This is a genomic window from Paenibacillus sp. IHBB 3054, assembly GCF_051594305.1.
GTDB lineage: Bacteria > Bacillota > Bacilli > Paenibacillales > Paenibacillaceae > Paenibacillus_AQ.
On sequence record NZ_JBOFBG010000006.1, the window covers coordinates 231604 to 253183 of the forward strand.

Genomic DNA, 21580 nt, shown 5'->3' on the forward strand with positions numbered 1-21580 from the left:
CACTCTCCTATCTCCGGATCAGCTTTGGTTCAAAGCCAACCCGCAAAATATCACCCAGCACATTAAAGCTCAGTACGGTTAACAAAATCATCAGCCCGGGAAACAGCGCCAAGTAAGGCGCCTGAGCAATATAGCCCTGCGCGCTGTTCAGCATGCTGCCCCAGGTGGCATTCGGCGGCTGTACGCCGAAGCCGAGAAAGCTCAGCGAGGATTCCATCATAATGGCCGAAGCAATGTTGTTCGTTGCCCCTACAATAATGACCGGCACCAGACCGGGAAGAATGTGGCGCCAGATAATGCCTGTGGCGCTTTGTCCCGATGCCTTGGCGTACAGCACATATTCGCGTTCCTTGATCGTCATAGCCTCCGCGCGGATAACCCGGGCTACATTCATCCACATCAGCAGCGCAATAATGATGATAATATTGCCGACGCTTGGTTTCAGAAACACGCTGAGCAGCAGCAGAATCAGGAAGGAAGGAATCGACATGATAACGTCCAGCATACGCATCAGGAGATTATCCAGCCAGCCGCCGAAATAGCCGCTGATTACGCCCACTGTTACCCCAATGACGGTTGCCACAACCATCGAGGCGAAGCCAACCAGCAGGGACACGCGGCCGCCGTACAACGCTCTGGCCAGATAATCCCGTCCGTAATCATCCGTTCCAAACCAATGGGCGGCCCCCGGCGGAGTTAGTCTCGCCATCGCATCCATTGCATTGGGATCATAGCCGGACAGGAAGGCAAAAATGGCTCCAAGGGTAAATACAATCAATATTACGAGAGCGGCGACACCCAGACCGTTCGTAAACAGCTCTGATTTTAGATTTTTCCATTTACTGCGATTCATGAGGTCACCCCTTTAATTTAATTCTCGGATCTACGAAGCTGTAGAGAATATCCGCCACCAGATTGCCGATAATCAGCATCAGGGAAGAGAACAGCGTGATCCCCATAATGACCGGGTAATCCATTCCCTTGACTGCCGTCATTCCCAGCGACCCGATGCCCGGCCAGGAAAATACCGTTTCTGTCACGATGGCACCCGCCACCAGATCGCCCATGGACATGCCAAGGAGCGTAATTACGGGCAGCAGCACATGCTTCATGACATGACGGAACAGTATCGTCGACTTCTTCGAGCCAAAAGCATACTGAATCTGCACATATTCCTCTTTCAGCTGTCCGATGGTGCTGGAGCGGATGTAGCGCACATATGTGGCGAGAAAACCAAAAGCCAGAACAGAGCAGGGCAAAATCCCGTGCTTCAGCACATCAACCGCCGATTCCACGCCAATCGTACGCATCCCCATACTCGGCAGCAGATGCAGTTTAATGGCAAATAAGTACATTAGCAAAATAGCCAGCCAGAATAATGGCACCGAAATCCCGATGTAGGAGATAAAATTAATCAGCTTGTCGGCCCAGCGGTTGCGGTTCGCACCGGCAATCAGGCCAAGGGGAATCGCCAGCAGTACCGCAAGCAGGATCGCACTGCCCATGAGTCCGGCTGTCGCCGGCAAACGGTCCAGAATTTGATCCAATACCGGCTGATGGTTGACCAGGGAATACCCGAAGTCGCCCTGGGCGATTTCTTTGATCCAGATAAAATATTGAATATACGCCGGCTTATCCAGCCCCAGGTTATGGCGGATGCGCTCGATATCATCGGCATGCATATTCGGTGTTACAAAGGACAGCACCGGATCTCCCGGAGCCAGCTTGATCATCGTAAAGCAGACAACCGACACGAAGAACAACATCGGGATCGTTTGCAGCAGTCTACGAAAAATGAGTTGTCTCATACGCATATTCTCCCAGCTCTTGATCAGCAAAAAATAAGCTGGATGTCCAGCTTATTTTTTGCCGTACTTATTTTTCGCTGCGCTTTATTTCAAATAGATTTTGGACAAATCTTCGAAAATAACGACAGGCTTCAGAACAGCTTCTTCAATTCCGCCATAGGCGTTGGACACGGCTACGACAGTTTTAGTATAAGCGATTGGGTAGATCGGTGCATCCTCAGCAACAATTTGCTGTGCTTTCTTGTAGATCTCGCCGCGTTTGGCTGTGTCAGCCTCGCCGGCTCCATCCTTCAGCAACTGGTCAACCTCTGGATTCGCATAATGTGAATAGTTGGAGGAAGCGCCCGAAGTGAACAGGATGCGGTAAGCATCGGGATCATATCCCATGATATATCCGGTCAATGCCAGCTCGTAGTCCTTAGCCTTCAGGTCAATAAACTTCTGCACCCAGGCTGAGGAATCCATATTCTGCAGTTCAACCTCTACGCCGACCGCTTTAAGCTTCTGCTGTACATACAGGGAGATGGCTTCCTGTGTTTTGTTGCCGCTTTGCACAATATATCTCAGCTTGAGGTTGCTGACCCCAGCCGCTTCCAGCAGTTCCTTTGCTTTGGCGACATCATTGTCATACGTAGTCACGTCATTGGTGAAGTACAGCGCGTCCGGAGTCAGGAATGACTTCGCCGGATCGGCATATTCACTGGAAGTGTATGCCGTTTGAATCAGTTCATCACGGCTAAGCGCCAGGGACAAAGCTTGACGTACTTCTTTTTTAGCCAGAACACCTGTGTCGCTGTTGGCATTGAACATCAGATAAGCCAGGCGGCCTTCACTGTAAGGCAAGATCTGAAAATTATTTGTAGCCTGGATAGTCGCTACATCCTTTGGATCCAGGTACTGCACGTTGATCTCGCCATTCTGCAGGGCAAGGTTGGCAGCGTTCGTATCCTTGGCAATCCGGTAAGTTACGGAATCCAGGTGCGGCTTACCGCCGAAGTAGTTATCGAATCTTTCCAGTGTAAGATACTCACCGGCTTTATATTCTTTGAACTTGAATGGGCCCGAACCTACAGGAGAGGCATTTTTGGTGCTTTTCTCCAGATCAGTTTCATTCTCAAAGATATGCTTTGGAATCGGGAACACCTGCACCAGTGCAGCTTCGAAAGCCGGGCTGACTTGCGGCAGCTGGAATTCTACAGTCACATCATCCACTTTCACCGCTTTGACCGGCTTGTCGCCGATGACAAAGCTGGCTCTGAGGAAGCTGTTCTGTGCCTCATCCAAAATGCTGTCAATGGTAAACACTACGTCGTCTGCTGTCAGCTTCTCTCCGTCATGCCAGGTGAGCCCGCTTTTCAGCTTCAGTGTATAAGTAAGATTATCGGCCGAAGGCGTAAGGCTGTCCGCCAGATAAAATGTTTTCTCTCCGTTATTAACCTGGAACAACGGGGCATACAGCGCCTGGTCAATCGTCAGGCTGACCCGGTCACCTGCATAGTTCGGATTAAGCACTACCGGGTCGGAAGCCACCCCGATAATCAAGTTACCGCCGTCTTTGGGCTCACCTGCCGCAGGCTGCTGCGAGGCGTCCGGTGACTGGCTTGCATTTGTCGATGCTGCGTTATTCCCCCCGGAGCACGCACTGATCATAACCGTTAACAATATTAGAACAATAACCCCTGATAATCCTCTACGCATTTGTTTCTCCTCCATGTCTATGAGCAACTTCACTCGTTCTGTTATGAATTATATATCGGAATACTAGGGATTACAATGGATGCAATTTCACAATAATGGGAGTTCGAGGGAATCGCCTGTAAAGAAGGGTAGGGCGTCTAACGATTCCACACCTTAACCTCTAACATGACGTCCCCGCGCTTCAAGGCGTCCACATGCTCCATTCCTGCCGTGACTCTTCCGAACACCGTATGCCAGGGATCTAAATAATCAAATGTATCATAGCAGATAAAAAACTGGCAGCTGCCGGTATTAGGCCCGAAATGAGCCATCGACAAGGCGCCGCGCACATGCTTATGGGGATTATTCTGCGTTTCACAGGGGATTTTATCGGTGCCTCCACGCCCCGTGCCTTCGGGACACCCGCCCTGAGCTACGAACCCGCGGACTACACGCTGAAAAGTCAGGCCGTTATAGAAGCCGCTGTTCGCCAGCTTTTCGAAATTGGCTACAGTACCCGGGGCTTCCTGCTCATGAAGCTCAAGCTCAATAACCTGTCCTTGCTCCAGTCTGATGGATGCCTGCTTCATGGTCTCCCCTCCGGCTCTTCATTTCTATAAGGGCCGCCAATATGGGCAACCGTCTTGGCAGCTTCCTCCGGCGCATAGATCTCCTGTACATCCTCGTCCCGCAGCGGACGGTAGTTCCCCTCCGCATCATGCCAGAACACCTCGGCACGCGGATTCATTGCCAGCAGCAGATTGATCAGCTGTTGTACTTTCAGCGGTGATTTATCCATAGCGATAGTGCCACTCCTCCCGTCAGCCTACCGACTGCCCGTTGCAGTCTTTAAGCGGTATTGTACAACAGGCCGTCTCCAGACACCAATCCATAAATTCCCACCCCCTATAAAAAATAAGGGTTAGTCTAGTACCTCTCTAAATATATTGAATACATATAATCTAAATCATCTATTTGTAAATCCAAGGGGATGTTCTATTAATGATGACCCTGTACTGGAATGGAAAGCTATGAGCGGACCCCAGACACGCATACTGCTCGGCAGCCCGATCCACCAAAAACCGCTGATCCTGCACCAATTTCTAAATTCACTGCTGCGCCTGCGGCTTGACGGGGTTGTGCTGGATTTCTACTTCATTGATGACAATGAGGATGAAGCGTCCAGTTCGCTGCTGCAGGAATTCTCCAAAAGCGCCAATAATGTATTCCTGCAGTCCTCCGGCTTCCGCGATACCTATGTCCGGGATGACCATACCCATTTCTGGAATTCGGGCTTGGTCTGGAAGGTGGCTGGCTTCAAGAACCTGATGATCCGGCGGGCTGAAGCCTTCGGCTATGATTATCTGTTCCTGATCGATTCGGATTTGATCTTGCATCCAGACACTTTACTCCACCTGATCCAGACGCAAAAAGACATTATCTCGGAAGTCTTCTGGACGCAATGGCAGCCAAATACGATGCTGCAGCCGCAGGTCTGGATGCATGACGAGTACAACCAGTGGGAGGCACTTCCGGGTGAAAAGCTTACCCACGAGGAGATCAACCACAGATTTCACGCCTTTCTGGCCAAGCTGCAGCAGCCGGGAATCTATGAGGTTGGCGGACTTGGCGCCTGCACGCTGATTAGCCGCCGGGCTATCGAGTCCGGGGTAAGCTATGATGTGATCCGGAATATCTCCTACTGGGGCGAAGACCGCCATTTCTGCATCCGTGCCGCCGCTCTGGGCATTCCGCTGTATGTCGACACCCACTATCCTGCGCTGCATCTCTACAGGGACAGCGACCTTAGCAAGGTGGATGATTATATCCGGCTGACGTCACCCGCTCCGGAAGCAGCTGTGGACGGGACGGATGACGGGGCAGATGCAGCGGATACGGCGGGAACGATGGGAGGCGCACATGAAATAAAAGCTGCCGCTGCACCGGGAGTCGTAGAAGAAACTGAGGGGTCTGCGGCACCGGGAGACATACAACGAACGGAAACGGAGGCGGAGGCGGTTCCAGGAGTCGCAGAAGAAACGGCGGGTTCTGCGGCACCGGGAGCTGTAGAAAAGTCGGAGGCGGTGGCTGGCCCATCTACAAAAGCCGCAGAGCCCGCAGAACCGGAAGCGGGATCCGGGGAACCCTCAGTTCAACAGGAGTCGCAGCAGGATTCACAGCACCACTCTGCCCCGTGGACAGCTACTGAGGCGAAGGTACGCCTGAGCAAAGACCTGCCGGCGCTGCAAGGAGATGAACCCGCTGAGGCGGCGGATCGCACCGTCAATGCCGTCCCGTCGGCGTCTGCTGCCACTGCTTCTCCGGCTGCCAGACGACCAAAGCTAACTCTGACGATGGTCGTCAAGAATGAGAGCCAGCGCTTCCTGCGGCAGATTCTGCAGGAACACCGCAAGTACATCGACGAAGCCGTCATTATTGACGATGGCAGCACGGATAATACGGCTGACATTTGCCGGGAAGCCCTTCAGGGCATTCCGCTCCGTCTTATACACAACACCGTCTCCAAGTTCAGTAATGAAGCCGAGCTGCGCAAGCAGCAGTGGGATGAGGTTGTTAAGAGTGGGCCGGAGTGGATCCTGAGCCTGGATGCGGATGAGATTTTTGAGGAAAGGTTTGCCGGGGACATCGACGCCCTGCTGCGGGAGGATGCTTGCGACCTGTTCTGCTTCCGCCTCTTTGATTTCTGGGATGATCATCATTACCGTGAAGACAGGTATTGGCGTTCCCACCACAGCTATCGTCCGTTTCTGCTCCGCTACCGTGAGGGTTTCCCCTACATCTGGAATGAATCGCCGCAGCATTGCGGACGGCTGCCGGAGAATATTTTTGAGCTGCCCCATCAATTAAGCAATCTGCGGCTTAAGCATCTCGGCTGGTCCCGGCCAGAATTCCGGCTGGATAAATATTTGCGCTATATGCTGCTTGATCCGGATGGAATATACGGTTGGAAAGAGCAATATGCCTCCATTCTTGAACAGCACCCCCATTTGGTTCCTTGGATAGAGTGAGTGGTAGTTATAGTGGACCCTATGCGGTTTTTTGTGCAAATTTTACTGCATGCATCAACTAAACCAAACTATATTCTGCAGCTGCTGACCGCGTTCGCCGGCTTTCTGATCTTCGACTCGATGGCCGTTTCGGGCACGATGATGAATCTGTCCCATTTCTTCTACGGCCTCAGCTCGACAGTAGCACCGCTGATTGCTCTACCGCCATTTTAAGAAACGCGGTCAACTGCTCTAGGGCGCTGTTGCCCTCAGTTTTCTTGAGTAAAGAGCATTTTTAGTTGAAAGCTGCACCATTAGCCTATACACTTCCAATAGCACAAAAAGAGCGTCCATCGGCCATACATAGCTGGTGGACGCTCTTTTTGTGCCGGACTTGGACAATTTGATGCAGCAGATAGCGTTAGATAGCAGCAGATAGCAGTAGATACCCTTAATCTGCACCAGTTACTTTGCTTTACCAAGTGCATAAATGGATACCTGGCGTAAGTAGATTGATTGCGGAATTGCGGAGTACAGAATTTCAATTCCAGATCTATAGCTGTATTTCGTGCAACTATTCCCAGCCAAAAAGGCCAGAATCGGCTTATAGTTGCAGTTCCTGCAATTAAAAAGCCGTCATAAGGCTAAATTGCCGGGAAATCAAAAAAATAGCTGCACGAAATACAATTAAACCTCCTCCGCATGGATAACGGGTCCATTTAGTTGTACGAAGTGCAGCTATCTGCCAGACACAACTTATCTGCCAGCTTCTCACACCGTGCTTATTTTCTCCGCCGGCTCCGGCTTGGCAATGGAAACTTCCAGCTCACCGCCCGCATGGTGAACCTCCAGAACGGCTCCCTCCGGTGCCTCCCCGGCAATGAGGGCGCGCGCAACAGGTGTCTCCAGACTGCGCTGGATGAACCGTTTGAGCGGTCTTGCTCCGTACACCGGATCAAAACCCTCCTTGGCGATGAACCGCACCGCCGCCTCGCTTAGCTTAAGGCCAACTCCCCGGTCGCTCAGACGCAGACGCAAGCCGTCGACCAGCTTGACAACGATCTGCTCAATTTCAGCCAATGTCAGCGGCTTGAACATTACGATATCGTCAACCCGGTTCAGGAACTCGGGACGGAAATGCCCGCTCAGTTCCTTCATGACTCTGTCCTTGACCGCCTGCGTGAGCTCCCCGTTATCATCGGTGCCCTGGACCAGATGCGGCGAGCCGATATTCGAGGTCATAATGATAATCGAATTTTTGAAGTCGACGATCCGGCCCTGCGAGTCGGTCAGCCGCCCGTCATCCAGCAGCTGCAGCAGGATGTTGAACACATCGGGATGGGCCTTCTCCACCTCGTCCAGAAGGACAACCGTGTAGGGCTGACGGCGCACCGCTTCGGTAAGCTGGCCGCCTTCCTCATAGCCGACATATCCCGGAGGCGCACCGACGAGGCGCGAGACGCTGTGCTTCTCCATGTACTCCGACATATCAATGCGGATCATGCCGTCTTCACGGTCGAACAGCGATACGGCCAGCGCCTTTGCCAGCTCGGTTTTGCCAACACCGGTCGGCCCGAGGAACAGGAAGGAGCCGATGGGCCGGTTCGGATCTTTGATGCCTGCCCGGGCCCGGAGCACGGCATCTGCTACCAGCCGGACCGCCTCCTCCTGCCCGACAACCCGTTCATGCAGCGTATCCTCCAGCCGCAGCAGCTTATCCCGCTCGCCTTCTACCAATTTGCTCACGGGAACTCCTGTCCAGCGGGAGACAATATCCGCGATTTCTTCCTCTGTCACGGCCTCGCGGAGCAACCGGGTCTCCTGATCTTGCTGCGCCGCTTCCTCCGCAGCCTTCACCTGCCGCTCCAGATCCGGGATGATGCCGTAGCTCAGCTCCGCCGATTTGTTGAGGTCGTAGATTTCCTGCGCATCCACCAGGTCCTTGCGCGCCTGCTCCAATTTTTTCTTCAGCTCACGGATGCCTTGAATAGCTGACTTTTCCTTTTCCCAGCGCGCGGTCATCCCGAGATGCTTCTCCTTAAGGTCGGCCAATTCACGCTGCAAGGATTCCAGTCTGCGCTTGCTGGCATCGTCAGTTTCCTTCTTCAGCGCGGCTTCTTCAATCTCCATCTGCATCAGGCGGCGGGTCACCTCATCCATTTCACCCGGCATGGAGTCAATCTCCGTGCGGATCATTGCACAGGCCTCATCCACCAGATCAATCGCCTTATCCGGGAGGAACCGGTCCGTGATATAGCGGTTCGACAGCACGCCCGCTGCTACAAGTGCGCTGTCATGGATTTTGACCCCGTGATGCACCTCAAAACGTTCCTTCAGCCCGCGCAGAATGGAAATCGTGTCCTCCACATCCGGCTCACTGACCAGCACCTGCTGGAAACGGCGCTCCAGCGCCGGGTCCTTCTCAATATACTTGCGGTACTCATCCAGCGTTGTCGCCCCGATACAGTGCAGCTCGCCGCGGGCCAGCATCGGCTTCAGCATGTTGCCGGCGTCCATCGCTCCTTCGGTTTTGCCTGCTCCGACAATCGTATGCAGCTCATCAATGAAGAGAATGATCCGCCCGTTGCTCTCGCGTATCTCCTTCAGAACCGCCTGCAGTCGCTCCTCGAATTCCCCGCGGTATTTGGCTCCGGCGACCAGCGCACTCATATCGAGCGAAAAAATCGTCTTGTCCTTCAGTCCCTCCGGCACATCCTTGCGGACGATCCGGTGAGCCAGCCCTTCGACGATGGCCGTCTTCCCTACGCCCGGCTCCCCGATCAGCACCGGGTTGTTTTTGGTTTTGCGGGAGAGGATGCGGATGATCCGGCGAATCTCCCCGTCACGTCCAATGACGGGATCAATCTTGCCGGCCCGCACTTCGGCCACCAGATCGCGGCCGTATTTCTCCAACACCTCGTAGGTGGCTTCCGGCTCCCGGCTCGTCACCCGCTGGTGCCCGCGGATATCTGCAAGCACAGCCAGCAGCTTGTCGCGTGTAATCCCCCGGCTGGCAAACAGTTCGCGCAGCTCGCGGTTTTCGCTGCCGGAAACAGACACCATAGCCAGTACGGCATGCTCTACGGCAACGAACTCATCCTGCATCCCTGCCGCTTCCTTCTCGGCCTGCTCCAGTACGGCAATCAGCGATGGCGAAGCATACCGCCGCATCGTGCCGGCACCCGATCCGCTGACACTGGGCTTCCGCTGAAGCAGCTCATCCGTACCCTGCAGCAGCTCGGCAGCGGGAATATTCATCTTCTGCAGCAGCCGCGGCAGCAGTCCATCCTGCTGCTGGAGCAGCGCCTTAAGCAGGTGGAGGTTATCGATCTCCTGATGTCCGCCCGCACCCGCCAGCGATTGTGCGGCTGCAACGGCTTCCTGCAGTTTTTGTGTTAGTTTGTTGAAGTCCATCTCCTTCATCACCTTTCCCTTTCTTCATCGCTCCTATATCTAATTACCCTCTGGCGGCTGTGCGCCGCTGCGCTCTGGAGCCTTCGCGTTTGGCTCCGGCCTGAAAGCTTGCACCCTCGGCCAGACGGCGGTAAATGTTCTTCTCCGCTTCCGTAGTTCCGGGCGGGATGACAATCTCAATCGCGAACAGGATGTCACCGTTTGTGCCGTTCGGGCGTTTCAGCCCCTTGCCCGAAATCCGCAGTGTTTTCCCGCCCGTGATCCCGGCAGGGATCTTCAATTTGACACTGCTGCCATCGGGCAGCGGCACTTTGGCTTCTCCGCCCAGCACGGCTTGCCATGGGGCAATTTCCACCGTCCCATACAGATCGCCGCCATCGGGTTCGTAAATCTCATGCGGCAGGATATGCAGCGTAATCAGCACATCCCCACCCTGCGCAGCAGCATTCCCGCCGCCGGGAATCCGCAGGACCGTACCTTCGGGTGACCGCGCCGGGATGCTGACGTTCACGTCTTTGCCAGCGACCTGCACCCTTACTTTCCCGCCCTGGTAAGCCTGCTCCAGCGTAATCTCCAGCTGAGCCTGCATGGTGCCCTGCGCTTGCCCCCACGGTCCTCCCCCGCCTTGCCGCGCACCGCCGCTGCCGGAGAAGAAATCAAATCCGGCCCGGTCCGCCGCACCACGGCTGCCGAAGAACATGCCGAACAAATCTTCTTCGGAAATACCGCCGCTCCCGGAACCCGAATGCTGCGTGCCGCCCGTATTTGCGCCGCCAAATCCGTAGCGGAGCTCTTCATCGTAGGCTTTGCGCTTTTCCTCGTTGCCCAGCACCTCGTATGCTTCTGCCGCTTCCTTGAATTTCATATCCGCTCCAGGAGATTTATTAACATCGGGATGCCACTTTTTGGCGAGCTTTTGATAGGCTTTTTTAATCTCCTGCTTGGAAGCCTGCTTGCCTACCCCCAAGGCCTCGTAATAGTTTTTTGCCGCCAATCGAACCTCTTCCTTTCTGCTGACTGCACCCATCCTCCGGCGCTTTCCGCTTGTATTCTTAAATATATTCTTCCCGTCCCATCAACTGGTAATTCGTCAGCCGGAGCAGCCCTGTGCTGCTGCTTTACCTTGTCTCTGCTGCTACCCACGGGGGATATACTCTCAGAAAAGACGCACCATAGCCGGAAATCCCACTACAATGCGCCTTCTATGGTTACTGCTATATGAAAAGCCCGGTGAAGCCGCTGCAACTGCAGGGATCAGAGGAGCATGCGGCATAGGCCGCCCTGCCCGGAACCCCTTTTTACACAGCTCATTCCTCCAGGCTTGAAAGTCTCACTTCACCTTCCATCCGCGTGCAGGACACTCCGCTTCCCCCGGATGTTATAGCCTTGGAATATGTTACTGAAGCTGTTCCCCGGATGAACCATTATCCTGGATCTCAATGCGTTTGCCCTGAGATTTCTGCTGCTTCGGTACTTCCAGCGACAGCATGCCGTCTTTCAGGGAAGCCCGGATTTCATCTTCGGCAATATCCTGCACATAGAAGCGGCGCACATACTCCCCGTAGCGGCGTTCTCTGCGCACTACCTGATGTTCTTCGTTCTCCTGAGCGTTCTCTTCCTTGCGTACCGCTTTGATCGTCAAATAAGGACGGGTATAATCAATGTCGATTTCCTCTTTTTTGAAGCCGGGAAGCTCGGCCTCGATCAGATAGGCCTGACCGCTCTCGCGGATATCCGTCCGGAAGGACTGGGCAGCGCCGGTCATCGGGGCAAAAAATTCATCATTAAACACTTCGTTTAAAGACTTAGCCAGCACACCAAACACATCATCTCTGCGTTTTCCAAAAGGCACCAAATCAAACATGATCCATTCTCCTCTCAATGTCTTAAATTTTGAACTCAATTTTGACTTTGACTTTATTTGACCTTATGGCTTTATTATAGTCCCGCTACCGCTGGATGACAAAACCGGAATAAGCCGAAAATCCGGCAAATCCCGGCGTTTCGGCTTATTTTATATTACAAATTTTAGCTTTTTTAATGATTTGACCTTATTTGACCTTTATCGTAAATAACGCTCCCGGTACTCCTGCTCCAGCATGCCCATCTTGATCACATCATGGTATTCATGGTTATAAAAAAGCGCCTCCCGCTGCACGCCCTCCCGGACAAAACCGATGCTCTCATATACATGTATAGCACGGCTGTTGTAGCTAAAGACCTCCAGTTCGATCCGGTGCAAATTCAGAATCCCGAAGCCATAGTCCAGCATGAGCAGCAGAGACTCCCGGCCGTACCCCTGTCCCTGATGTTTCCCGTCGCCGATGGCGATCCGCAGATTCGCATTCCGGTTGTTCCGGTCGATATCCTGAATCGCAATGTCGCCGATCACCTCGTCATTCTCCTGAAGGGCAATCAGCAGAAGCACTGCGCTGTCATCCCCGGCTTTTCGCTCAATATACCCCGCGATCTGTTCCTTGTTGATATGCTTCTGGGTGCCTGTGAGGTAGCGGGTCTCCTTATCGTAGAACATGTGGTAGTACAGTTCGGCGTCTTCCCCGTTAAGCGGACGCAGATACACTTTGTCTCCATTTAATAACCCAGACTGCTTGTTCATTGCTGCCAACTCCTGTCTCTTAGTGTAGCTCTATGATATTGCAAGACTGTATACTATTAAATAGACAAAATCATTCAATTTCAAAGGACAGATGGAGAGGATACGATGCTGCTTGTCCCCGCTCTCAGCGAGAACCGTGAAGTTCCCTACTATATTCAGTTATATCATTATTTTAAAAAAGAAATCATCGGCGGTTCCTTGCCGGCCGGTACCCGTCTGCCTTCGATCCGTGTGTTTGCCGCCCAGCTTAGCCTCAGCGCTACACCGGTCGAGCTTGCCTACCAGCAGTTGCTGTCCGAGGGTTTCATCGCAAGCAAGCCGCGCAGCGGCTATTATGTTCAGCCTATGCATATGTTCAGCGGGCTGACAGCCGCCGCAGGCGCTCCGCCGCTGCCCAGCCGCCCGATAACAGCCCGTGACTCCCTGCTGTATGCTTATGATTTCCATATGTCGAAAAATGACTTTTCCCTGTTTCCCCACAAAATATGGCGCAGCCTCTATCAGGAACAGCTCGCCAACCCTGATCTGCTGCAGTATGGCGACCCGCAGGGTGAGCCTGCCCTCCGCGAGAGCATCGCCGCCCATTTGCGGCAATTCCGCGGGCTGCGCTGCACGGCGGAGCAGGTTGTAATCGGCGGGGATCAATATACGCTATGTTCTCTGCTCTGCCTCATACTGCGGGGCAGCAGCAAACGGCTCGGCATTGAAGATCCGGGCTATCATCTGCTGCCGGCAGCATTCCGCAGGCACGAATTTGAGATAATCCCCATTCCTTTACAGGAAGATGGAATAGATGTGGAGAAGCTCTATACCAGCAGGGCCAGCAGCGTGTATATCTCGCCTTCCCACCAGTTCCCCAGAGGCATGACCCTGCCGATCGCCAAACGCCACGCCTTGCTGGACTGGGCCCGGTCAACGGACAGCATAATCATTGAAGACGACTACGACGGTGAGTTCCGCTATCACGGAAGGCCGATTCCCGCACTGCAGGGACTTCTGGAAGACAGCCCCGTAATCTACATGTGCAGCTTCGCGCAGTCTGTAGCCCCTGCCCTTAGCATTCACTACATGGTTCTGCCGAAGGCACTGCTGCCGCTGTATCACCATTTGGCGAGGGAGCTGTACCTGGAGCATTCAGCCTCCCGGCTGAATCAGATCGCCATGCATTATTTTATGGAAAGAGGGCATTTCGAGAAGCATCTGCGGAGAATGCGGCTGCTCTACCAGAAAAAACATGACCTTCTCCTCCGCTCCATTCAGCGCTATTTCGGAGACCGGGCAGCCGTAAGCGGAAGGGACGCCGGATTTCACATTCTGCTTACACTGAAATCCGGCGGCAGTGCACGGCAGCTTGCGGGTGTGGCAGAAAAAGCCGGCATTCGGGTTACCCCGATGTCTTATACCTGGTGGGAGCAGCCCGAAAACGATGACCCTGAGTTTATCCTTGGATTCGGGGGCATCCCTGAAAACCTGATCGAAGAGGGAATTCGCCGTCTGGCTGAGGTATGGCTGCCCTTGATTTAACGAAGTATTCAGCAGACCATTCAGGAAGGTGATCCCAATGACCCTTAACCATTACCTTGGCTCGGACAGACCACTGCCGGCCGGAAGCTTCGGATATGTATATACGTATCAGAACTATTCTGACATTCCAAAGTCAGATGATAAACATGCGCTTCACAACATTATGGATTTATCCCATCTGAACGATACCTATGTCCAAGTGTTTGAAACGGAGCTGGATGCGTCAGGACTGGACATCGGGGATGTAAGCTCAATGCCCTGGAGGCAGGAGCTGCCCATATCCAAGCCGTACGTTTATGGATTTAATGGTTCTTTCACTCTCAGCAAGGAGATGAAGGCGCAGAATCCGCAGGGTTATGCCTGCAGTCTGAAATGCATCCGGCTGCTGCTCTCCCATATGAATGAACATATGGCCGCAGGCGAATCTATGGAGATCTATTCCTGTTGGGACAGTGATTTCCCCAAGACCATAAACCCGGAACTGGACTGGACCCTTCATCTGCCGGACTTCGAGCCGGAAGGCTCCTTTAACCTGGCGGATAAGCAATTCATCCGCGTGACCAAATAGCGAAGTTAATCCCCCGGCCCGCTTGGACCGGGGTTTCGTGTACGCTAATACCCAGAAACAGCCGCAGCATTTCCTGTCAGCTGTATTTCTCCAGCATTTCGGTAAGCATACCCTTTAGTTCCTCCACCAGCTCCGGCGGTTCGTGGACCGTTGCCCCGTTTCCGAGCCCCATAACAAATCTGGCAAAAAAGCGCAGATCGCTTCCAGGTACCTTACCTTCCAGCCATCCGGTCCCGTCTTCACGCCTATGCAGCAGGGAGGCCGACCACAGCTCGGCCTCGCAGCTCTGGACCCCCGCTTTCCCAAGCTCTACGTGAAGTTTGACCCGTCCCTCTTCAGGTACCTGCTCCATGGCGCTGTAAATCTCCTTATTTCCCAGGTGGATATGCCGCAAATCCAGCGGCGCTAACCCCGAATGGTCATAGTCTGCCGAATAGATCCGATCGCAGCGAAACACGCGGATATCCCCGCGCACAAAACAATAAGCAGGGCAGTACCATAAGCCGCTGCTGGCATAAATGCCGACAGGCTGTATCGCTCTGCACGACTGCTGCCCTTTGGATTCATAGTCGATCCGCAGCACTTTCTGATCGGTAGCCGCCTCCAGCAGGATCGACAAATAAGGAAACTCTGCCTGCCTTGACGGAGTCACGAAATCAATCCGGTTCTTCATCTCATCAATCCGGTCGCGGACATCACCGGACATATAATTATAAAATTTGTGCAATGCTGATAGGGACTCTTCTTTAAAGGGCAGATACTGATAGTGACGCAAGGCATGGCTGGCAAAAAAAATCGCCACCGCCTCCGCTTCCGTAAAAGCAATCGGCGGAAGAATCCGTTCGTTCAGCACCTGATAACCTCCATGGGGGCCTACTTCGGAATACAGCGGCACCCCAAGCTCGCCAAGCTCCTGTAAATCCCTGAGAATTGTCCGTGTAGAGACCCCGAATTCGTCGGCCAGCTCCCTGACGGTAAACTTCCGCCTGCGGTTGACGGTCATCATCAGGTCCAGCAGTCTTTTCGATTTGGACATGCGCCAGCCTCCATTCAGATGATTTGAAATTAGCTTCATTTACTTTTCTATTCATGACAATACTTGTCACTATTATAGACTACAATGAAATCAAAGCCCAGCCGCAAAGGGCAAATACAGCTTAAAGGAGCGAATTAGAAATGAGTATCCAATTAAATCCTTTTATCCTGCTTGACGGAACGGCAGAGGAAGCCATTGCTTTTTATCAGGAGAGTCTGGGAGCAAAACTTCAGTTTAAGCAAACCGTGGGACAAGGCCCGCAGAATCCGGATTCACCATTGTCGGATGAAGAAAAAGCGCGTATCGCCCATTCTGTCCTGAGTGTGGGAGACACGGATATTTTTGTAGCCGATCTTGACATCGGACAGGTGCTGCAAACAGGCAACGGCATCAACATCTGCCTTTCGACGGAGGACGCCGGGGAAGCGGAACGGTTATACAACACCCTTAAGGAAGGCGGGCAGGTTGACTTAGAACTGGGTCCGGTCTATTTCAGCCCAGCCTACGGCATGATCACCGACAAGTTCGGTGTAACCTTTCAAATCTTCACCAAGCGGCCACGGTAAAAAAACAGGCCATGGCTCCTGCCCTTCCAAAGGCAGGCAGCCATGGCCTGTATCTGTTATTTAAGTGCCCCGATTGAAACAGTTTGAACAAATGTTGATTTTGTTCCTTAGATTAAACTTCGGCGATAGTAACCTTTCCAGTACCGCCACCTAACGTGGATAGAACATAAATCAAGCTGTTTTGGTCCTCATTCGAAAGTCTTACACAACCATGTGTCGGACGTAGTGGATAAGAAGGGGCACCTGTATCTGCTGGATCTCCACCATGAATCCATAGACCTGAGCGGCCATTTTGTTCTGCAATTAACGCATTGCCACTAACAGGGTCCATTATGATATATTTCGATGGGCCATAAGAACGTTTATTTTTAACCGTTTGGGGCATTGGCTCTTTCGATATTGTCGCTGAATATACTCCGGTTGGTGTATGTCCGTCAGTCTGAGACCAAGGATAACCGTATTCTGAGCGGCCAAGTGCTTGTACAGGACCAAATACTAAAGCCCCGCTATCGTTATACATTTTCAGTGAACCCAATTTTGTCCGGTTTGCGTTCAAGTTAACCCTAATGTGGTATCCCATTTATAAAACCTCCAATTGTTTTTGAAGGATTAGCTGATGGAGTGGCAGAGGCTAATAGATAACTCCATATCATTGTGCTCTGCATCAACCGCCTTCTACTAATAGGGAGTTAGAGGAGGAGGATTTACAACCTCGGATTACTAATTATCAACTTTATTTGGAAAATATTATTTATTCTCAAGTCTAATCTTGAATATACAACTTTGATTATATCTGTGACATAAACTCTGAGGTGTTCTTTAAAATTAACTCCGTTTTATTCAAGAGATGTCTCTTTTAGAGGTGTCTCTATTCTTTTATAGATATAACTAATTCAGACGTAGCTTTGTTTCGTTATTGCAACGTCGGAGCTTACTTCAGGCGGTTTGTATGGCCCGTATCGGACGTTCTGAAATTTTCCATATAATGAATTTTCCTGTATAAAAATACCTCATACTGTGACATGGGTCACTTACTAGTATGGGTGAAATAAAGAACAATGATTAGACAAAGAAATTCTTATTTTGTATTTTGTGGAATAAATGGAGAAACTTTTTTCGCTTTTTACGGAAGGATGGATCATATTGGAGTTGGATCTTAACGGGATCAATGCTGATTCATTGGTTCAGATGCTACGGGCATCATTTACCCTTGAAAATTGGGACGGTATCCTCCAAATCGCCGATAGGCTATACAGCGAGATTAATCAATTTTACAGCATATATCAGCGGGAGCATGCCGACGGCCAGAAGGTGTGCAACTTCGGATTAAAACGAAGCATCGTCTATTACTTCGGCTATTCTATGTGTTTGAAAGGAATCGCGCTTGAGAAGCTGGGCCGATATGACGAGGCGAGAGAGTGCATCTCGAAGTATGAGGATTTGGGATGGATTAACGGTATGAACGCCGAGGGCTGGACCGAGGTTGAATATTATCGTGAAATCGCCCTAGCTAATCTGCACGTGATCGAACTGAACGAGGGGAACACCACCGCGCTTCCGGATTACCTAGTTTTCCTACGGCGTAACGAAGAGGAAATCCTGCCGGGCATGATATATATCCTGGAGTCAGCAATCAAGCATGAGTACAACGTCGATGAGGTGCTGATCGAGTTCGAAGAGCGAATTGACTCGATGAGGGAGTACTACATAGCAAAAAGGAACATTCGTTATTACATAGATTACATTTATTTGAAGGCGAAATATTATTACATAAATGGAAATATATATGATTCTATAAATTCGCTTCTATGTTCTTTGGCATCATCAGTTAAGCTTAAAGATGATACAGGGTTCCGTAAGTCAGCGGTTCTCTTTGAGAAACTCCGAAATCAAACAACTTCCGGGCAACTGGACGAGTACCTCTGCTTGATGGAACAAATACAAGACTAGGGAGGATTTCAAAATGAAGAAAAAAGTGTTTACGCTCATCTTTATTGTGGTCGCTTTGGTAAGTGTTAATGCTGCTGTTGTCAGCGCGGACGCAGGATCCACCAGCACGGATAAGTTTGCAAGCGGCGGCTTCGAACCGCTGCGCCACGGGGTAGACCATTAAATAAATCAATAGCCGGACGAGCCTCTGCAAACTCTGCAGAGGCTTTTTCATGAGCGTGTAAAAAAGTATGGGGCTATCAAAGCTGGTCTTATTTCCATTGATGCACGGTTAACTGCTGGATTACCTTTACCGATAAATAAACCATTGTATAGTAAATAGCTAATATGGAGGATTGAAAGTGAAAAAATACTTTGTTGGTTTTATTGCTGGGGTCGTCCTCACATTGTCATCAACAGTGTTTGCGAATGATATAAGTGAATTAATTGGAAAAAAGGTTGAAGGAACCGCTAAGGTTAATCTAAATGGTAGCGTTATAGGATCGGCAGTAGTTATTAATGGATCAACTTATGCTCCAATTAGAGTAATTGGTCAAGCTACCGGTCTAGATGTCGGGTATGAGAAGGGAGTGGTTAGGTTAAATTCGCCAGACATTTCTGAAACGCCCAAGAAAACTGCGGATGTATTAAATGCGGAAATAGCTCTATACCAATCAACTCTAAAAAGTACAAAAGAAGCAGTTAAAAAAATAAAAGAAAACATAGCATCTGGAAAATATACAGGTGACGAATTAATTTACCTGCAGATTGATTTAGAACGTGCGCAAAAAATGATTCCCAAAGACGAAGCAAAGATAGCTGAACTCCAGGCCCAACTCGTAGAGTTGCAGAAGTAACCACCTCAAATCTGAGGTCGATAAAACGGATCGTGCGACACTGGTTGTGCTTATACTGTCTTTTCACAAAAAAAAGTAGACCGCCCCGTCCTAGGATAGCGGTCTACTACTGACCAAACTCCGAAAGCCAACCGCTCTTATAGCGGATTGTACACTGGAGTCGTGTTGACGCACGGCTCCTTCTTTAATTGTATCTTAGCATATCGGTTTTTATACAACAAGGTGATACAAAAACAACCCAAAACTATTGACCGATTAGAATACTCGTTCACAGGCAGCGGATAGTCAATACAGCGCACGCCACAAATAAAATGTGGCATAGGCTTCCCAGCCGTGCCAGGGTACCGACAGTTCCAGCAGTTCCGCCGGGGTCGGCTTTCTATCCATGCCGGTGAGGAATTTCACCGCATTCTGCAGGCCGACATCTCCTACGGGGAAGGCAGTGGCGTCGCGCAGGCAACGCATCCGCACATACTGCGAGGTCCACGGACCGATTCCCCGGATCTTCAGCAGCCGCTGCTCGGCGGCTTCAGGGGACGGCAGGGCCAGCAGCTCCTCCCGGCTCAATTCACCGCCGGCGATCAGTGCAGCCACATCCAATAGGGTCCGCGCTTTGCTGCGGGTCAGCTGCAGACTACAGAGTTCTTCCATCGAGACCTGTAGAAACGTCTCAGGCCCCGGAAAATGATAATAAGTATGCCCTTCATATTCCAGTGACTTCCCGTATTCAGCGGTGAGTTGCTGCTTCAGCCTGTAGGCAAAAGCCAGATTGACCTGCTGGCCGAGAATAGCCCAGCATAAAGCCTCGAACAGATCGGGAATGCCGATGATCCGCAAGCCCCGTTCACTCGACGCGAGCTTCTGCAAGAGCGGGTCTGCGTCAGCCAGCCGGTAGAACGGCGCAAGATCGCGGTCCAGATCGAACCATTCCACGATATACTGCGCCAGTTCCGCCAGAGGTTTCGGGCCGGGAAAAGCACCCGTCAGCAGTGTGGCCTGCAGACGCGGCGTACCGGCTGCAACCGTCAGCCTCACCAGCGACGGCGTTCCTTCCAGCATGAACAGCCGGGTAACCCCTTCCCCATCGGAACGGAACAGGCATTCCAGCGGCGAACGGTTCATGTATTCCAGACATGCGGACAAGTCAAAAAACTCCGGCAGCGGCAGCTCAAAAAGCAAATCGTTCATGTCCCGCCGCCCCCACATTCGTAATGCCTTCCAATTTCAGCAGCTCCTGCTTCAGCTTGAGGCCGCCCCGGTATCCGGTTAGTGTGCCGTTCGTGCCGATGACCCGGTGGCAGGGCAGCACGACCGGCAGCGGATTTTGTCCGTTAGCCGCACCCACTGCGCGGACTGCCTGCGGTCTTCCGATGCTTACGGCAAGCTCCTTGTAGGTCACTATTGCACCATGCGGAATAGCGGCCAGCCCCATCCAGACCTCCTGCTGAAACGGGGTGCCCCAGAGATCCAAAGGGATACTGCTGAAGCTTACAGGCTCTCCGCTAAAATAACTCTCCAGAAGCTTCGTGGCCCCGAATTGATCGAAGATGCCAGCGTCCTTGCTGAACTGATGTGACGGTGCATAGGTTTTCAGCCACGATGCCGGAAGCACGCCTTGATCCTCCTGATAAGATATGCGGATTAGGCCCTTCTTGCTGGCCCACAAAGTCCAGTCTCTATTCCCAACGTTAAGGGTATGGTGGAAAATCTCAATGGTCTTGAGTGTCTGGGTCATGCTGGATTCCTCCTTTGAACTCTGTACGGTATTCTGTCGGCGCAAGGCCGGTCTTCCGCGCAAACCATGCGGCAAAATGGGACGGTCCCTGAAAGCTGACCGCCTTGCCAACCTCAGCAATGGCAAGCCCGGTGTCCGCGAGCAGTCCGCTTGCTTTCTCCAGCCGCAGCTGGTCCAGCCTCGCGGCAGGAGACTGGCCGGTTACCCGCTTATAGGTTCTTTGCAGGTGAAACGGGCTGACTTTCAGCTGTTCAGCCAGTGACTGCAGCGTCAGCTTCTCTCCATAACGTTCTGCCATAACGGCATCTGCCTGTGCGGCAAGCACCGCGTCGGGTCTTAGCCTGCCGCCTTCCTCGGGGCGGCATCTTTTACAGGGGCGGAAACCTGCCCTCGTCGCCTCTTGCAAAGAACCGTAAAAAACCACATTGCCCGCCTTCGGTGTTCTTGCCCGGCAGGAAGGGCGGCAAACAATATGTGTAGTCAACACCGCTGTATAATAAACACCGTCATAGGTTGATTCCCGCTTGACTACCGAATCATAGACCTGTTCGAATAATGCCTGATCCATATGAAATCACCTCATACCGCCAGTATAAACGATTGCTTTGGCCTTATGCAGCCTATCGCAATAGGAGAGCAAGATTACGACAGTAAAGACCTTTGCAACCGGGCTCTGACCAGTCCACCATGCTGCGCGATATGCGCACAGCGGTCCGCTTCGGCCAGCAGGGAGCTTTCAACGCTGCCGGACTGCAGAGACGCTATTTATAGCAGAAAAGCCCCCTTTCATGCCCGGCGGACTGCAGAGACGTTATTTCCTGTTTCCTGGGACAATTAGACA

Annotated in this window: 21 protein-coding genes and 1 pseudogene; 8 read left to right on the forward strand and 14 right to left on the reverse strand. The window is 52.1% G+C overall.

The annotated features are described in order from the left end of the window. Nucleotides 1-7 precede the first annotated feature (7 nt). The 5 genes from ACQ76X_RS10245 to ACQ76X_RS10265 form a co-directional block, all read right to left on the reverse strand. A complete protein-coding gene (locus ACQ76X_RS10245; protein ID WP_438493485.1) occupies nt 8-853 on the reverse strand; it encodes an ABC transporter permease in 846 nt (281 codons plus the stop codon). 4 nt (nt 854-857) lie between these two features. Then, nucleotides 858-1808, reverse strand: coding sequence for an ABC transporter permease (locus ACQ76X_RS10250; protein WP_076114551.1), 951 nt, complete (start codon nt 1806-1808; stop codon nt 858-860). Nucleotides 1809-1892: 84 nt separating this feature from the next. Next, nucleotides 1893-3506 carry an ABC transporter substrate-binding protein gene (locus ACQ76X_RS10255; protein ID WP_341089283.1) on the reverse strand — a complete coding sequence of 538 codons (1614 nt, stop codon included), beginning with the start codon at nt 3504-3506 and terminating at the stop codon, nt 1893-1895. A 137-nt stretch (nt 3507-3643) separates the two neighbouring features. Beyond that, nucleotides 3644-4075, reverse strand: coding sequence for a peptidylprolyl isomerase (locus ACQ76X_RS10260; protein ID WP_438493487.1), 432 nt, complete (start codon nt 4073-4075; stop codon nt 3644-3646). Then, the gene (locus ACQ76X_RS10265) at nt 4072-4284 is read right to left on the reverse strand and encodes a hypothetical protein (RefSeq protein WP_438493489.1); all 213 of its coding nucleotides are present in this window, start codon (nt 4282-4284) and stop codon (nt 4072-4074) included. Before ACQ76X_RS10265 ends, ACQ76X_RS10260 begins: the two co-directional genes overlap by 4 nt. A gap of 232 nt (nt 4285-4516) precedes the next feature. Between ACQ76X_RS10265 and ACQ76X_RS10270 the strand changes: the two genes are divergently transcribed. Both ACQ76X_RS10270 and ACQ76X_RS10275 read left to right on the forward strand, forming a co-directional pair. After that, nucleotides 4517-6514, forward strand: coding sequence for a glycosyltransferase (locus ACQ76X_RS10270; RefSeq protein ID WP_438493491.1), 1998 nt, complete (start codon nt 4517-4519; stop codon nt 6512-6514). A gap of 66 nt (nt 6515-6580) precedes the next feature. Then, nucleotides 6581-6712: pseudogene (locus ACQ76X_RS10275) on the forward strand (MFS transporter); the annotation flags it as partial. A 552-nt stretch (nt 6713-7264) separates the two neighbouring features. On the opposite strand, the gene clpB reads toward ACQ76X_RS10275, so the two are convergent. From clpB to ACQ76X_RS10295, 4 genes are all read right to left on the reverse strand, one after another. Next, nucleotides 7265-9907 (reverse strand): ATP-dependent chaperone ClpB, encoded by a 2643-nt coding sequence (clpB, locus tag ACQ76X_RS10280; protein WP_438493493.1) that lies wholly within the window; start codon nt 9905-9907, stop codon nt 7265-7267. Nucleotides 9908-9950: 43 nt separating this feature from the next. Beyond that, nucleotides 9951-10901: a DnaJ C-terminal domain-containing protein gene (locus ACQ76X_RS10285; RefSeq protein ID WP_438493494.1), complete on the reverse strand. Its 951-nt coding sequence runs from the start codon at nt 10899-10901 to the stop codon at nt 9951-9953. Nucleotides 10902-11303: 402 nt separating this feature from the next. Beyond that, nucleotides 11304-11771: an Hsp20/alpha crystallin family protein gene (locus tag ACQ76X_RS10290; protein WP_076113911.1), complete on the reverse strand. Its 468-nt coding sequence runs from the start codon at nt 11769-11771 to the stop codon at nt 11304-11306. Nucleotides 11772-11969: 198 nt separating this feature from the next. Further along, the gene (locus ACQ76X_RS10295) at nt 11970-12524 is read right to left on the reverse strand and encodes a GNAT family N-acetyltransferase (protein WP_438493496.1); all 555 of its coding nucleotides are present in this window, start codon (nt 12522-12524) and stop codon (nt 11970-11972) included. 105 nt (nt 12525-12629) lie between these two features. Here ACQ76X_RS10295 and ACQ76X_RS10300 point away from each other — a divergent pair, with 105 nt between their 5' ends. Together ACQ76X_RS10300 and ACQ76X_RS10305 are read left to right on the forward strand one after the other, a co-directional pair. Continuing rightward, complete coding sequence (locus tag ACQ76X_RS10300) at nt 12630-14048, forward strand: PLP-dependent aminotransferase family protein (protein WP_438493498.1); 1419 nt, start codon at nt 12630-12632, stop codon at nt 14046-14048. 37 nt (nt 14049-14085) lie between these two features. Beyond that, entirely contained in the window at nt 14086-14616 is a 531-nt protein-coding gene (locus tag ACQ76X_RS10305; RefSeq protein WP_438493500.1) for a hypothetical protein, read from the forward strand. A gap of 76 nt (nt 14617-14692) precedes the next feature. Here ACQ76X_RS10305 and ACQ76X_RS10310 read toward each other — a convergent pair whose 3' ends face one another. Continuing rightward, complete coding sequence (locus ACQ76X_RS10310) at nt 14693-15652, reverse strand: helix-turn-helix transcriptional regulator (RefSeq protein WP_438493502.1); 960 nt, start codon at nt 15650-15652, stop codon at nt 14693-14695. A gap of 140 nt (nt 15653-15792) precedes the next feature. On the opposite strand from ACQ76X_RS10310, the gene ACQ76X_RS10315 reads away from it, so the two are divergent. Beyond that, nucleotides 15793-16218, forward strand: a complete 426-nt coding sequence (locus tag ACQ76X_RS10315) for a VOC family protein (protein WP_340895360.1) — start codon at nt 15793-15795, stop codon at nt 16216-16218. 112 nt (nt 16219-16330) lie between these two features. On the opposite strand, the gene ACQ76X_RS10320 is transcribed toward ACQ76X_RS10315, so the two are convergent. Continuing rightward, nucleotides 16331-16798, reverse strand: a complete 468-nt coding sequence (locus tag ACQ76X_RS10320; RefSeq protein ID WP_341119335.1) for a L,D-transpeptidase — start codon at nt 16796-16798, stop codon at nt 16331-16333. Nucleotides 16799-17361: 563 nt separating this feature from the next. Between ACQ76X_RS10320 and ACQ76X_RS10325 the strand changes: the two genes are divergently transcribed. From ACQ76X_RS10325 to ACQ76X_RS10335, 3 genes are all read left to right on the forward strand, one after another. Beyond that, on the forward strand, nt 17362-18168 hold the full coding sequence (locus ACQ76X_RS10325) for a DNA-binding protein (RefSeq protein ID WP_438493505.1): 807 nt from the start codon (nt 17362-17364) through the stop codon (nt 18166-18168). Nucleotides 18169-18181: 13 nt separating this feature from the next. Further along, nucleotides 18182-18331, forward strand: coding sequence for a hypothetical protein (locus tag ACQ76X_RS10330; RefSeq protein ID WP_438493506.1), 150 nt, complete (start codon nt 18182-18184; stop codon nt 18329-18331). Between the two features lie 178 nt (nt 18332-18509). Further along, on the forward strand, nt 18510-19004 hold the full coding sequence (locus ACQ76X_RS10335) for a hypothetical protein (RefSeq protein WP_438493507.1): 495 nt from the start codon (nt 18510-18512) through the stop codon (nt 19002-19004). A 285-nt stretch (nt 19005-19289) separates the two neighbouring features. Here ACQ76X_RS10335 and ACQ76X_RS10340 read toward each other — a convergent pair whose 3' ends face one another. From ACQ76X_RS10340 to ACQ76X_RS10350, 3 genes are read right to left on the reverse strand one after another with little or no spacing between them, the layout of a single operon-like run. Beyond that, nucleotides 19290-20192, reverse strand: a complete 903-nt coding sequence (locus ACQ76X_RS10340; RefSeq protein ID WP_438493509.1) for a DNA-3-methyladenine glycosylase family protein — start codon at nt 20190-20192, stop codon at nt 19290-19292. Further along, nucleotides 20173-20739, reverse strand: coding sequence for a methylated-DNA--[protein]-cysteine S-methyltransferase (locus tag ACQ76X_RS10345; RefSeq protein ID WP_438493511.1), 567 nt, complete (start codon nt 20737-20739; stop codon nt 20173-20175). The genes ACQ76X_RS10340 and ACQ76X_RS10345 overlap by 20 nt, the downstream gene beginning before the upstream one ends. Next, complete coding sequence (locus ACQ76X_RS10350) at nt 20714-21307, reverse strand: bifunctional transcriptional activator/DNA repair enzyme AdaA (protein ID WP_076113901.1); 594 nt, start codon at nt 21305-21307, stop codon at nt 20714-20716. The genes ACQ76X_RS10345 and ACQ76X_RS10350 overlap by 26 nt, the downstream gene beginning before the upstream one ends. Between the last annotated feature and the right edge of the window lie 273 nt (nt 21308-21580).